Raw genomic sequence first — 12,950 nt, forward strand, 5'->3', positions numbered from 1 at the left:
GGCTTCCTTCACTGACCCAGCCGCGCGTAGAAACGCTCGGTGGCATCCTTGGCGGGCGCCCACCAGTCCTCGTGGTCGCGGTACCACTGGATCGTCGCGGCCAGGCCCTTCTCGAAGTCCTGGTATCGCGGCCGCCAACCGAGTTCCTCGCGCAGCTTGGTCGAATCGATGGCGTACCGCAGGTCGTGCCCTGCTCGATCCGGGACGTGGTCATAGGCGTCGGCCGGCTGGCCCATCAGGGTGAGAATCAGTTCGACGACGGTCTTGTTGTCCTTCTCGCCGTCGGCGCCGATCAAATATGTTTCGCCGAGACGGCCGGCCTCGAGGATCGTCAGCACCGCCGAGGAGTGGTCGTCGGCGTGGATCCAGTCCCGCACATTGCGGCCCTCGCCGTACAGCTTGGGACGGTTGCCCCGCAGGACGTTCGTGATCTGGCGCGGGATGAACTTCTCGACGTGCTGATACGGACCGTAGTTGTTCGAGCAGTTCGAGATCGTCACGGCCAGGCCGAAGGACCGAAACCACGCCCGCACCAACAGATCACTGCCCGCCTTCGTCGACGAGTACGGTGAAGACGGGTTGTACGGCGTCTCCTCGCTGAACCTGCTCGGGTCGTCGAGCGCCAGGTCCCCGTACACCTCGTCGGTGGAGATGTGATGAAAGCGGGTGCCGTGCTTGCGCGCCGCCTCGAGCAACGTGAAGGTGCCGGTGAGATTGGTGTGCAGGAACGGCTGCGGATCGTCGAGCGAGTTGTCGTTGTGCGTCTCGGCCGCGTAGTGGACGACCGCGTCGACCGAGGCGAACAACTCGTCGACAAGTGGCGCGTCGGCGATATCGCCCTGGACGAACGTCATTCGATGCTCGGGCAGTCCGGCCAGGGAGGCGCGGTTGCCGGCGTATGTCATCTTGTCCAGCACGGTGACGTGATGGTCGGTGTGCTCGATGACGTACCGCACGAAGTTGGATCCGATGAAACCGGCTCCCCCGGTGACGAGAAGTCGCGACATCAGCGTCCCCTGTCCAGGATGTCGAGGAGATAGGTGCCGTATCCCGACTTCACCAACGGCTCAGCACGTTCCCGTAACTCGTCGTCGCTGAGATATCCCTGCCGCCAAGCGATTTCCTCCGGGACACCGATTTTCAGGCCGGTGCGCCGCTCCATCGTGCGCACATACTCAGCGGCATCGGTCATCTGGTCGAACGTGCCGGTGTCCAACCAGGCGGTTCCCCGGGGTAGCACATGCACCTGTAACCGGCCCTGCTCGAGGTAGTTGCGGTTGACGTCGGTGATCTCGTACTCCCCGCGGTCGCTCTTCTGGAGGCCATGCGCGATCTCGACGACGTCGTTGTCGTAGAAGTACAGACCCGGTATGACGTAGTTGCTCTTCGGCCGTTTCGGTTTCTCTTCCAGAGAGATCGCCCGCCCGCTCTCGTCGAACTCGATCACGCCGTATGCCGAGGGCTCCGCCACCCAGTAGGCGAAGATCGCACCGCCGTCAATGGTGGTGAAGCGCTTGAGCTGACTGCCCAGCCCCGGTCCGTACAACAGGTTGTCGCCGAGGACCAGCGCCACGTTGTCGTTACCGATGAAATCCTCGCCGATCGTGAACGCCTGGGCGAGACCGTCCGGCGACGGCTGCTTGGCGTAGGTGATCGATACTCCGAACCGCGACCCGTCGCCGAGCAGCCGCTCGAATTGCTCCGCATCGTGCGGAGTTGTGATCACCAGAACGTCGCGCACGCCGGCCAGCATCAGCGTGGAGAGCGGGTAGTAGACCATCGGCTTGTCGTAGACCGGGACCAGTTGCTTCGACACACCCAGGGTGATCGGGTGCAGACGCGACCCGGTGCCGCCCGCCAGGATGATTCCCCTCACGCGCCAATCGTGACATACCACCGAATTCCGCCACGCGGAGCCCGAGGGGCCTCCGGTACCGGGCCCGGTGTCAGGCTGCGGGTTTTTCCGAACCCGCTTGGCTTTCCGAGGCTCCCGGGTCGTCGGCGCCTTCCGGCCCCTCGGCTTCCTCATCCGGTTTCGGGCTCGCCGTGGGATCTGGTTGGTCGGCGCCCTTGACGTCGCCGGTCGGACTGTCGTCCGGATTGTTCGGCGAGAAGTTCAACGACACGCTGCCACCGTTCGCGTTGATGGTGTTCCCGCCGGGACCCTTGTCGTCTTCAGGGTCCTTGCCGACCACGATGTCGTTGCCCTCACCGGCATTCGTGTTGTTCTCGACGACACCGTCGACGTTGCCCGTCGGGGATTGCTCGAGCCCGGACCCCTGTGGCTCCTCGGATTCGAGCGTGCCCTCGGATTCGATCGTGCCCTCGGTGCCGAGCGTCTCGGTTCCTTCGGCCAGCGTGAGGTCGTTTTCCGTCTCGGTGTTCGCGACGAACGTCTTCTGGTCGTCGGCCCCGGCGGGCTGTTGCTGCTCGACGTCGTCCGTCATTGCCTGGGAACCTTGGACGAGTTTCAGCTTGACGCCGGGCACCTCGTCCGGATTCTCGCCCGACTTCGCCAGCACCAGCACGTCCTCTTGCTCTTGCTGATCCTCCTGCGCCGGCGGTGCAACCGGCGATGGAGACAGCGGAATCTCCGTTGCCAACCCGAAGTTGGCGAGGAAGTTGTTGATGCCCTGGAAGATTGCCGGGATCAGCTTGACGGCCAGAGTGATCGGATTGAACAACGGGAACAGCCCGATCTCCGTCGGTTGGCCGAACGGAATGTTGCGGTTGTATCCGGTCTCTTCGATGATCACGCGCAGGGCGGGCTCGATGAGGTCCGCGATCGGCTTGCCGAGGAACGGGAGCGAGTGCAGCGGGCGCACGAGCGGCAGCACCTTCGGGGTGATGGTGTAGTACGTGGTGTCGCCGTATGTCTGAATGTCGACGAGGTCGGGATATAGCTCGGGGTTCGAGGTGATCAGCTCCCACTCTTCCACGGTGTATCCGGCGGGAAGTTCACCGGGATCGCTGTCCTCGTTGATCGCCAGATAAGTGCCGTGGTCGTAGTAGAAGCCGAGCAGCGAGTTGGCCACCGCCAGCGGGTTCAGCAGATACTGCGGGAAGTCCGCGATGCCCTCCCACCGGATCGCCCAGTCTTCGGTCTTGAAGCCAGGCAGCGGACCGGTCGGCGTGGGCTGGCCGGTCGTCACGTCGAGAATCGGGATGGTGCCGAGGATGCCGAACCGCGACAGGATGCCACCGTTGGGGCGGTTCGGGTTGCCGATGAGGACGAACTGCACCTCGTCGACGTTTTCGAGCAATTCGTCCCAGTCGCCATTGATGATTTTCGTCTTCGCGATGGTGACGACGCGTGCACCCTGCGAGTAGCCGGCGATCACGATGTCGCCTTCGTAGGCGGGGTCGAGTTCCGCTATGTTCTGCAACGCGGTGCGTAGATTGTCCACACCGTCTTCGACAGACACGTCGAACTTCTCGCACCGCCCGGGGTCACACCAGCCTGGCAAGGGGATCGGCCAGAACGAGGCGAAATAATCGACGCCCAACAGGCCTCCCTCTCGAGGCTCTTCAGGGTCGTATGGACCGCATCCGTTGGCCAAAGTGCAGTTGGTGTCCTGCATGTAGTAGTCGCGGAAGTTCTCCATGTAGTCATCGACGATGTTCGCGTTCGGCGTTCCCGTGCCCGGCACGATCAGCGCGGTGGTGGCGGCCAGACTGACGGCCGCCATGAACGCCGTCACGGCGCCGAGCACGGCGGTGCTCAGCAGGCCCAGCAAAGAAAGAACGACGACCCGAATGCACTGACGCATGGGTCAACTTTCACACAGGCGTGACGGCTGTCACCGTGGAACAGCGAAGTTCGCCGACAGGAATTTTGTTCGGCATTCGCGATGCCGGTGCACTACCTCAGTGGCTGAAAAGGACCCCGCCACACGGATGCGCCCGTGCGGTCCGAGACGTCGGCCGCAAAGTCGCAGCGGCCACCGCAATCAGGCGTCGGTGAAGTTGCGCGTCACCGACGGATCGACCGGGATGCCCGGGCCGGTGGTCGTCGAGACGACGATCTTCTTGAGGTAGCGGCCCTTGGACGACGACGGCTTGGCCCGCAGGACCTCGTCGATCGCGGCGCCGTAGTTCTCCGCGAGCGCCTTCTCGTCGAACGACGCCTTGCCGATCACGAAGTGCAGGTTGGCCTGCTTGTCGACGCGGAAGTTGATCTTGCCGCCCTTGATGTCCTGTACCGCCTTGGCGACGTCCGGCGTCACGGTGCCGGTCTTCGGGTTCGGCATCAGGCCACGCGGGCCCAGGATGCGCGCGATCCGGCCGACCTTGGCCATCTGATCGGGCGTCGCGATTGCGGCGTCGAAGTCCAGCCAGCCGCCCTGGATCCGCTCGATCAGGTCGTCGCTGCCCACGGCGTCGGCGCCTGCGGCTTCGGCGGCCTCGGCCTTGTCACCGACCGCGAACACGACGACGCGGGCGGTCTTGCCGGTGCCGTTCGGCAGGTTCACGGTGCCGCGCACCATCTGGTCGGCCTTGCGCGGGTCGACGCCCAGCCGGATCGCCACCTCGACGGTCGCGTCCTGCTTCTTCGATCCCGTCTCCTTGGCCAGTTTCGCCGCCTCCAGCGGCGTGTACAGCCGGGAGCGGTCCACCTTCTCGGCGGCTTCGCGATATGCCTTGCTGGTCTTGCTCATTGATGTCTCCTAGTTGCTGAGTTGTGGTTGGCGGGCCGAAGCTGGCCCTCCCACTGTTCGGGCCGATCCGCCTGCGCTTCTCGGCCACGGGAACCCGGGTCTTACTCGACGGTGATCCCCATCGACCGGGCGGTGCCGGCGATGATCTTGGCGGCCTGATCGATGTCGTTGGCGTTCAGGTCCTCTTTCTTGGTCTCGGCGATCTCACGCACCTGATCCCAGGACACCTTCGCGACCTTGGTCTTGTGCGGCTCGCCCGAGCCCTTCTGCACACCGGCGGCCTTGAGCAGCAGCTTGGCCGCGGGCGGTGTCTTGAGGTTGAAGGTGAAGCTGCGGTCCTCGTAGACGGTGATCTCCACGGGGATGACGTTGCCGCGCTGGTTCTCCGTCGCGGCGTTGTACGCCTTGCAGAACTCCATGATGTTGACGCCGTGCTGGCCGAGCGCCGGACCGACCGGCGGGGCGGGGTTGGCCTGCCCGGCCTGGATCTGCAGCTTGATCAGCCCGACGACTTTCTTCTTCGGGGCCATACTCTTCCTTTCTCGGTGATTTCGGTGTAGTTCGTCGCGCTCACCGCAACCAACTACACCGAAATCGCAATTAGATCTTGGCGACCTGGTTGAAGGTCAGTTCGACAGGTGTTTCGCGGCCGAAGATGGACACCAGCACCTTGAGCTTCTGCTGTTCGGCGTTGACCTCGCTGATCGACGCGGGAAGCGTCGCGAACGGCCCGTCCATGACGGTGACCGACTCGCCGACCTCGAAGTCGACCTCGATCGGCGCGCGCTCGATTCCACCGGTCTCCGCGGCGGCAGCACCGGCCGCCGCGGCGGCCTTGCCGGGCTTCTTGGCGGCGGCTGGGGGCAGCAGGAACTTCACCACGTCATCCAGCGACAGCGGCGACGGCCGCGACGTCGCACCGACGAACCCCGTCACCCCGGGCGTGTTGCGAACCGCGCCCCACGACTCGTCGTTGAGCTCCATGCGCACCAGGATGTAGCCGGGCAGCACCTTGCGGTTGACCTGCTTGCGCTGGCCGTTCTTGATCTCGGTGACCTCTTCGGTCGGCACCTCGACCTGGAAGATGTAGTCGCCGACGTCGAGGTTCTGCACGCGGGTCTCGAGGTTGGCCTTCACCTTGTTCTCGTAACCGGCATAGGAGTGGATGACATACCAGTCGCCCGGCTTGAGCCGCAGCTCCTTCTTCAGCGCGACCGCAGGATCCTCGTCCTCGTCCTCGGCCTCACCGGCCGCGTCAGCCTCACCGGCGGTGTCGTCGGCGACCGGCGCCGCGTCCTCGACGGCGTCGGCGGCCGTACTGGACTCCAGACGCTCAGCAGCCTCATCTGCGATCACGGTCGCCGGGTCCGCCGCCTCGGCGATCGACTCGGAAACGGCCGAAGGCGTATCGCCCTCGAAGCTAGTCACGTGTCAGTCCTCTCAAATTCTCATTGGTCGCGCACATGCCCGTCAGCCGAAGATCATCGCCACGAGCTTGGCCAGACCCAGGTCTACGAAGCCGATCAACGCCACCATGAACACCAGGAACATCAGCACCACGGCGGTGTAGCTGACCATCTGCTTGCGGTTCGGCCAGATCACCTTGCGCAGTTCGGCGACGACCTGCTGCAGGTACGTCCAGACGAAGACGAACGGGTTGCGCCCACCCTTACCGGGCCGGTCGGCACGTTTCCTGGCGGTCTTCTTCGCGGTGCCGGACCCGTTCTTGGTGGGCGAAGCCTTGGTGCCCGTCGACAGGTCGACCGCCTCGCCGGCGTCCTCGCCAACCGCGGCTCGCCGCGACCGCTTCCCCGTGGGCCGGGTCGGCCGGGTCACGACCGCGCTGCGGCCGGTCTCGGAGTCGGTCCCGGTGTCGCCTGCGGAGCCGGCACCATCGCGCTCGTCGCTCACCGCATGCTCCCCTTGTCTGGTCATCTAGTCTTCTGTGGGTCACTGTCCAGTGTCCACACTTGTCGAGTATTCAGTTGAGCAGGGGCGACAGGACTTGAACCTGCAACCTGCGGTTTTGGAGACCGCTGCTCTGCCAGTTGAGCTACGCCCCTTCAGGGTGACACGGCGAACGCCACCCGCTCCGGGGCTCACACAATTCGCGCGCTCCCCGATCGGTCGATTGAAACCCGACGGAAGCGCGCTGGACTGGGAAAACCCCGAGGCCCGAGTGTAGCGCGCCACCGGTCTGTGTTACTAATCCGCCGCCCGGACGCTCTCGGGTTCGTCGACCTGGGCGCCGGCCTCACCGTTGTTGGCGCCGTTCGCGCTCTCGTCGTGCACGACGGGCTTACGCGTCACCTGCCCGGTCTTGGGGTCCCATCCGGCGGAGATCGAGTTGTCGCCCTCGTGACCCATCAGCGTGGTGAAGGACTCCATGACCAGCTCGTCGTGCTGGTCGACCAGCGTGTTGCGGGTGGTCACGATGTCGGCGCCGAAGCGCTCGTCGACCGTCAGCACGTACAGCGTCCCGGTGAGAGCATCGCCGGCCTTGATCGGGCGGTGGAACTTGAACTTCTGGTCGACCTGCACGATCTGCATGGTTTCGAAGCCGACGTCGTTGTGCTGAAAGAAGTGCCGCTGGATCATCACCGCGAAGATGGACATGAACGTCGGCGGGGCGATCAGCGCATCGTGGCCCGCGGCCTTGGCGGCCTCCAGGCTGTGGCTCGTCGGGTCGTAGGCCTTGACGGCGTTGGCGTACTGGCGGATCTGTTCGTGACCCACGATGTAGGGCTCGGGGTAGCGCCAGACCATTCCCTGGATATCGATCTTGAGCGCCATGACTACGCCAGCTTCGCAATCGCCACGGCGCGGCCGAAGATCTTCTTGCCCCCGGTGGTGGCCGCCAGCGCGATGGTCACCGTCTTCGTCTCGGGCTCAACGGATTTCACCCGTCCACTGAAGACGATCTCGGCGCCGATGCCGTCGTTCGGCACCGGCACCACCGCGGTGAACCGGACGTTGTACTCGGTGACCGCCGCCGGGTCGCCGACCCACTCGGTCACGTAGCCGCCGCCCAGGCCCATGGTCAGCATGCCGTGCGCGATCGCGGTGTCCAGGCCGACCTGCTTGGCGATCTCGTCGTCCCAGTGGATCGGGTTCAGGTCGCCGGACACGCCGGCATAGTTGACAAGGTCCTGCCGGGTCAGCGGAATCACCTTCTCGGGAAGCTCATCGCCCTTCTTCACCGAGGCGAACTCACGCAGTGGCATCTGTAAAACCCTCTTCTCCATCACCCGTCCGACCCGCCAGGGTCGTGAATGTCTCCTGTAGGACGTCACCGGCTTCGTTGGTGACGACGTTCTTGAGTACGACGATGTCGGTGCCGTGGGCTTGTCGCACAGAGTCCACGTACACGTCGCAGTACAGCTTGTCGCCGGCGAAAATCGGCCTGACGTACTTGAGTACCTGATCGACCTGCACGATCTTCGCGTCCTTGATCGCGACGTTGGCGTGCTCGAAAAACGACGTCTGCGCCATGTAGCCGAAGACACTGGTGAACGTCAGCGGCGCCGGCAAAGCCTTGTGGCCGAGTTCGGCGGCGACGTCCTCGTCGAAGAACACGCGATCGTCGTTCTTGACCGCGACCGCGTACTCACGAATCTTCTCGCGGCCCACGACGTAGTGGTCGGGATAGCGGTAGTGCATCCCGACGATCCGCTCGGACAACGACACAGTTAGTGAACCTACCTAGTCACCCTGGGTGGCCGCCCAGGATTGTCGCGCTCTAGCGCGATTCCTTGTGGGGCTGGTGTTTGCCGCAGTTCGGGCAGAACTTCTTGATCTCGAGCCGGTCCGGGTCGTTGCGGCGGTTCTTCTTGGTGATGTAGTTGCGGTGCTTGCACACCTCGCACGCCAAAGTGATCTTCGGCCGTACGTCGGTACTGGAGGCCACGTCTCACGTCCTTCGTCTACGCGTTCTTGTTGTCTGTAGCGGTGGGGGGGCTCGATCCCCCGACCTCACGATTATGAGTCGTGCGCTCTAACCAGCTGAGCTACACCGCCCCGATGGCTACGGGCCGGCATGCCAGCCGTTCCAGGCGACCAAGCCGATCCGTCCACCGAGCCCCCTAACGGAATCGAACCGTTGACCTTTTCCTTACCATGGAAACGCTCTGCCGACTGAGCTAAGGGGGCCTGCTTGCTTCGAGGCCCGCGCAACGTGGCGCGAGCCTTAAAGAGGGTACAGTCTCGCCGATTGCCGCGCCAAACCACTGATCACCACAACCGTCAGCACCGACTGTAGCCGCGGAGGGATGGACTCCAACAGTGACCGAACCCGGCGCGAACCGTGTGGCGGTGTACCTCGACTTCGACAACATCGTGATCTCCCGCTACGACCAGATCCACGGGCGCAGCTCGTTTCAACGCGACAAGGCCGCGGGGTTCCACAAGCAGCCGGGCCGGCTGTCGCAGGCGACCGTCGACGTCGGCGCGATCATCGACTTCGCCTCGTCGTTCGGCACGCTGGTGTTGACCAAGGCCTATGCCGACTGGTCGGCCGACGTCAACGCCGACTACCGCGACCAGCTGGTCGGCCGCGCGGTCGACCTGGTGCAGCTGTTCCCGGCCGCCGCGTACAACAAGAACGGCGCCGACATCCGGCTCGCGGTCGACGCCGTCGAGGACATGTTCCGATTGCCCGACCTGACGCACGTGGTGATCGTCGCCGGCGACTCCGACTACATCCCGCTCGCGCAGCGGTGCAAACGGCTCGGCCGCTACGTCGTCGGCATCGGCATCACCGGTTCCATCAGCCGCTCACTCACCGCGGCCTGCGACGAGTTCGTCTCCTACGACGCGCTGCCCGGCGTCCCCGCGGTGAAGACCGAAGCGCCGAAGCGGCGCCGCACCAAAGCCGACGCCGACCAGGAGCCCGAGACGCCCGACCCGCAGGCCGCGGCGACGGCGCTGCTGGAACGGGCGCTGCGGGTCGCCCACGGCAAGGACGACTCCGACTCCGACTGGTTGCACAACTCCGCGGTCAAGGCGCAGATGAAGCGGATGGACCCGTCGTTCTCGGAGAAGTCGCTGGGGTTCCGCTCGTTCAGCGACTTCCTGCGCTCGCGCACCGACCTCGTCGAGCTCGACGAGAGCAGCACCACCCGGCTGGTGCGGCTGCGGCCCGATAGCCAGTGAACTTCCGCCGATACGCGTGACCTTCCGCCGAACGTGTGAAGCTCCGCCGATACGCTGACGGCCATGGCCTCGGATCGGCTCTACTTCCGCCAGTTGTTGTCCGGTCGCGACTTCGCGGCCGGCGACATGATCGCGCAGCAGATGCGCAACTTCGCCTACCTGATCGGCGACCGCGAGACCGGCGACACCGTGGTCGTCGACCCCGCCTACGCGGCCGGCGACCTCGTCGACACGCTCGAGGCCGACGGCATGCGCCTGTCCGGGGTGCTGGTCACCCACCACCACCCCGACCACGTCGGCGGGTCGATGATGGGCTTCGAGCTCAAGGGCCTCGCCGAACTGCTGGAACGCACCAGCGTGCCGGTGCACGTCAACCGCCTTGAGGCGGACTGGGTTTCGAACGTCACCGGTATCGCGCGCAGCGAACTCACCGAGCACCAGCACGGCGACGTGGTCAAGGTCGGCGACATCGACATCGAACTGCTGCACACGCCCGGCCACACGCCGGGCAGCCAGTGCTTTCTGCTCGACGGGCGACTGGTCGCCGGCGACACCTTGTTCCTGGAGGGCTGCGGGCGCACCGACTTTCCGGGCGGCGACGTCGACGACATGTTCCGCAGCCTGCAGGCGCTCGCGAAGCTGTCCGGTGACCCGACGGTGTTCCCCGGCCACTGGTATTCGGTGGAGCCCAGCGCATCGCTGTCGGAGGTGCGCCAGACCAACTACGTCTACCGGGCCAGCAACCTCGACCAGTGGCGAATGCTGATGGGCGGCTGACCGTCGCGTGCCGGACACGCTCTACGCCGACGTGTCGGAGTGGCAGGTCGGCGTCGACGACAGCTACCCGTACCCGGTTCTGTGCATCCGCTCCAACGATGGAACGCATCGAGATCGCCGGTGGCGCAACAACTATGACTGGTGCCGGCGTAACGCCGACGACGGGCGGCTGACGTTCTTCATCGCGTACTTCGTGTGGCGGCCGAACTGGCAGGACGCCGTGGACACGTTCTGCGAGCAGGTCGGCACGCCGCACCCGAGGATGGCGGTGATGCTCGACGTCGAGTCGTGGGGCGGCCGGATCCGCGGCGATCGATCGGCGGGCATCAACGCCGCCTACGACGCGGTGGGCGATTTCGTCGGCGGAACGGCGCAGGTGATCGGCTACGGCAACGTCGGTGACCTGAACACGCTGTGGCCGCTCAAGCCGCCCGGCATCCGCCTGGTGGTTGCCGCATACGGGCACAACCCGTCATACCCGGGCAAAGTGGCGCATCAGTACACCGACGGCAGCGGACACGGCGGGGGCCTGCCGGAGGGCGCACCGCCGTTCGGTCGCTGCGACATGAACTCCGCCGACGGGTTGAGTCCGGACGCGTTCGCCGATGCGTGCGGGATCACCGGCACCGATCGGCCGGGTCGGCGCGGTCCCAGCAAATCGACGCGGATGCCAAATACGCAAATGATGTATGGCTAACTCCTGCGTGGTATACAGCGGTGCGTGAACGGGGATGGGAATCTGCTCGGCCTGTCGGCCGGCATGTGGACGGCGCTCGCCGCCTGGCTCGCCGTGGTGGTGGGCATCGCCGCGCTGATCTACGCGTGGCGGCACTATCAACGGGTACGGCGGCAAAGCGAACAGCTGATGCAGCCCAACGTGGCGATGTTCATGGAGCCGGCCCCCAACGACTGGCACCTCATCGAGCTCGTGGTCAAGAACTTCGGCCGAACGCCGGCCTACAACATCCGATTCGACTTCGCCCATCCGCCGACCGTGGCCAAGTACGAGAACGTCTACGACGACCGCTACGTCGACATCGTTCCGCTGAATCTGCCTGCCGAGATTCCGTATCTGGCGCCCAACCAGGAGTGGCGGATCGTCTGGGACTCGGCGCTCGACCGTCGTGAGGTCGGCGAGGCCATCGCGTCGCGGTTCGACGGGGCGGTCACCTATTCCGACCGGCAGGGGCAGGAGAAGGGCAAGGGCGCCCGGCACCGGTTCCGCTCCACCGCGGTGCTGGACTGGTCGACGCTGCACCCGGTCGAACGGTTGGAGCTGTTGACCACCCACGACCTGGCCCGCCAGGAGAAGCAGAAGCTCGAGCTGCTGCGCCACCTGCTGACGTACTACCACTACGCGGCCGCCGAGAGCCGCGAAGACGTGCTCCGCACCGAGATCAACCGGGTGCGAGATGCCGCGAACGAACTGCGCGACCGCTACCGCGCAGAAGGCGGCGGCCCACTACCCAACCCACGCAACGACACGCCTCGAGGGGCGGTCACCGGTCAGCAGAGCGACGCCGCCACGGATCTCGAAGAGGCGCACACCCAGGTGCTGAGCAACCGGCCGGCACGCCACCGGATCGCCTAGGCCTTGGCATTCGTAGCCATGTTTCGTAACATCGGTACGAATTAGCGGCGCTGCAGAAGGAGCATCGATGACCAGCCTCGTCGGCTATGAACTCAACGACTCGGTCGCGACGATCACCCTCGACGACGGCAAGGTCAACGTGCTCGGTCCGGCCATGCAGACCGCGATCAACGAGGCGCTCGACCGCGCCGAGAAGGACTCGGCCAAAGCAGTCGTGCTCGCGGGCAACGGGCGGGTGTTCAGCGGCGGCTTCGACCTGACGGTGTTCCAGTCCGGCGACGCGCAGGCCGCTCACGGCATGCTGGCCGGCGGGTTCGAACTCGCGGTGCGCTGCATGACGTTCCCCGCGCCGGTGGTCATGGCGGCGACGGGCCCGGCGATCGCGATGGGTTCGTTCCTCCTGCTTTCCGGCGACCACCGAGTGGGCCAGCCGAAGAGCCGCTGCCAGGCGATCGAGGTGGCGATCGGCATGACGATCCCGATCGCCGCGCTGGAGATCATGCGGTTCCGGTTGACGCCCCCGGCCTTCCAGCGAGGCGCGGCGCTGGCAGCGACGTTCGCCGGCGAGGAGGCCGTCAACGGCGGATGGCTCGACGAGATCGTCGAGGCCGATCGGGTGCTCGCGCGGGCGCAGGAAGTGGCGACCGAGGCGGTGACGACGCTGAACACCGGCGCGCACGTAGCGACCAAGCTGAAGGCCCGCGAGCCTGCGCTTGCCGCGATCCGCGCCGGGATCGACGGGCTGGCAACAGAATTCAGCCTCGGCTAGGCAG

The 12,950-nt window shown here is 65.4% G+C and carries 16 protein-coding genes and 3 tRNA genes; 5 read left to right on the plus strand and 14 right to left on the minus strand.

Annotated features, from left to right (window positions below; translation table 11 throughout):
- Positions 1–8: 8 nt before the first annotated feature.
- From rfbB to AU188_RS20045, 14 genes are all read right to left on the minus strand, one after another.
- On the minus strand, positions 9–1,007 hold the full coding sequence (gene rfbB, locus AU188_RS19980) for a dTDP-glucose 4,6-dehydratase (protein WP_059165215.1): 999 nt from the start codon (positions 1,005–1,007) through the stop codon (positions 9–11).
- Complete coding sequence (rfbA, locus tag AU188_RS19985; protein ID WP_059165216.1) at positions 1,007–1,876, minus strand: glucose-1-phosphate thymidylyltransferase RfbA; 870 nt, start codon at positions 1,874–1,876, stop codon at positions 1,007–1,009. The genes rfbB and rfbA overlap by 1 nt, the downstream gene beginning before the upstream one ends.
- Before the next feature lie 70 nt (positions 1,877–1,946).
- The gene (locus tag AU188_RS19990; RefSeq protein ID WP_059165217.1) at positions 1,947–3,770 is read right to left on the minus strand and encodes a PE-PPE domain-containing protein; all 1,824 of its coding nucleotides are present in this window, start codon (positions 3,768–3,770) and stop codon (positions 1,947–1,949) included.
- A gap of 180 nt (positions 3,771–3,950) precedes the next feature.
- Entirely contained in the window at positions 3,951–4,658 is a 708-nt protein-coding gene (gene rplA, locus AU188_RS19995) for a 50S ribosomal protein L1 (protein WP_059101295.1), read from the minus strand.
- 101 nt (positions 4,659–4,759) lie between these two features.
- Positions 4,760–5,188 (minus strand): 50S ribosomal protein L11, encoded by a 429-nt coding sequence (rplK, locus tag AU188_RS20000; protein ID WP_059101294.1) that lies wholly within the window; start codon positions 5,186–5,188, stop codon positions 4,760–4,762.
- A gap of 70 nt (positions 5,189–5,258) precedes the next feature.
- Positions 5,259–6,086 (minus strand): transcription termination/antitermination protein NusG, encoded by an 828-nt coding sequence (gene nusG, locus AU188_RS20005; protein ID WP_059165218.1) that lies wholly within the window; start codon positions 6,084–6,086, stop codon positions 5,259–5,261.
- Between the two features lie 42 nt (positions 6,087–6,128).
- Entirely contained in the window at positions 6,129–6,569 is a 441-nt protein-coding gene (secE, locus tag AU188_RS20010) for a preprotein translocase subunit SecE (protein ID WP_059165219.1), read from the minus strand.
- 79 nt (positions 6,570–6,648) lie between these two features.
- Positions 6,649–6,721: transfer RNA gene (locus AU188_RS20015), tRNA-Trp, on the minus strand.
- Between the two features lie 142 nt (positions 6,722–6,863).
- On the minus strand, positions 6,864–7,451 hold the full coding sequence (gene hadC / locus AU188_RS20020; protein WP_059165220.1) for a (3R)-hydroxyacyl-ACP dehydratase subunit HadC: 588 nt from the start codon (positions 7,449–7,451) through the stop codon (positions 6,864–6,866).
- Between the two features lie 2 nt (positions 7,452–7,453).
- A complete protein-coding gene (gene hadB / locus AU188_RS20025) occupies positions 7,454–7,882 on the minus strand; it encodes a (3R)-hydroxyacyl-ACP dehydratase subunit HadB (protein ID WP_059165221.1) in 429 nt (142 codons plus the stop codon).
- Positions 7,869–8,345 carry a (3R)-hydroxyacyl-ACP dehydratase subunit HadA gene (gene hadA / locus AU188_RS20030; protein ID WP_059165222.1) on the minus strand — a complete coding sequence of 159 codons (477 nt, stop codon included), beginning with the start codon at positions 8,343–8,345 and terminating at the stop codon, positions 7,869–7,871. Before hadA ends, hadB begins: the two co-directional genes overlap by 14 nt.
- 52 nt (positions 8,346–8,397) lie before the next feature.
- Complete coding sequence (rpmG, locus tag AU188_RS20035) at positions 8,398–8,565, minus strand: 50S ribosomal protein L33 (RefSeq protein WP_059101288.1); 168 nt, start codon at positions 8,563–8,565, stop codon at positions 8,398–8,400.
- Positions 8,566–8,601: 36 nt separating this feature from the next.
- A tRNA-Met gene (locus tag AU188_RS20040) sits at positions 8,602–8,675 on the minus strand.
- A 59-nt stretch (positions 8,676–8,734) separates the two neighbouring features.
- Positions 8,735–8,807, minus strand: a tRNA-Thr gene (locus tag AU188_RS20045).
- 132 nt (positions 8,808–8,939) lie between these two features.
- On the opposite strand from AU188_RS20045, the gene AU188_RS20050 reads away from it, so the two are divergent.
- The 5 genes from AU188_RS20050 (at position 8,940) to AU188_RS20070 (ending at position 12,946) form a co-directional block, all read left to right on the plus strand.
- A complete protein-coding gene (locus tag AU188_RS20050) occupies positions 8,940–9,809 on the plus strand; it encodes an NYN domain-containing protein (RefSeq protein ID WP_059165223.1) in 870 nt (289 codons plus the stop codon).
- Positions 9,810–9,872: 63 nt separating this feature from the next.
- Positions 9,873–10,586, plus strand: coding sequence for an MBL fold metallo-hydrolase (locus AU188_RS20055; RefSeq protein ID WP_059165224.1), 714 nt, complete (start codon positions 9,873–9,875; stop codon positions 10,584–10,586).
- 7 nt (positions 10,587–10,593) lie between these two features.
- Complete coding sequence (locus AU188_RS20060; protein WP_286137572.1) at positions 10,594–11,283, plus strand: glycoside hydrolase family 25 domain-containing protein; 690 nt, start codon at positions 10,594–10,596, stop codon at positions 11,281–11,283.
- Positions 11,284–11,346: 63 nt separating this feature from the next.
- On the plus strand, positions 11,347–12,177 hold the full coding sequence (locus tag AU188_RS20065) for a DUF8453 domain-containing protein (protein WP_059165285.1): 831 nt from the start codon (positions 11,347–11,349) through the stop codon (positions 12,175–12,177).
- 67 nt (positions 12,178–12,244) lie between these two features.
- The gene (locus AU188_RS20070) at positions 12,245–12,946 is read left to right on the plus strand and encodes a crotonase/enoyl-CoA hydratase family protein (protein ID WP_059165225.1); all 702 of its coding nucleotides are present in this window, start codon (positions 12,245–12,247) and stop codon (positions 12,944–12,946) included.
- The last annotated feature ends 4 nt before the right edge of the window (positions 12,947–12,950 follow it).

It is taken from the genome of Mycobacterium sp. IS-3022, from assembly GCF_001500065.1.
Classification (GTDB): Bacteria; Actinomycetota; Actinomycetes; order Mycobacteriales; family Mycobacteriaceae; genus Mycobacterium.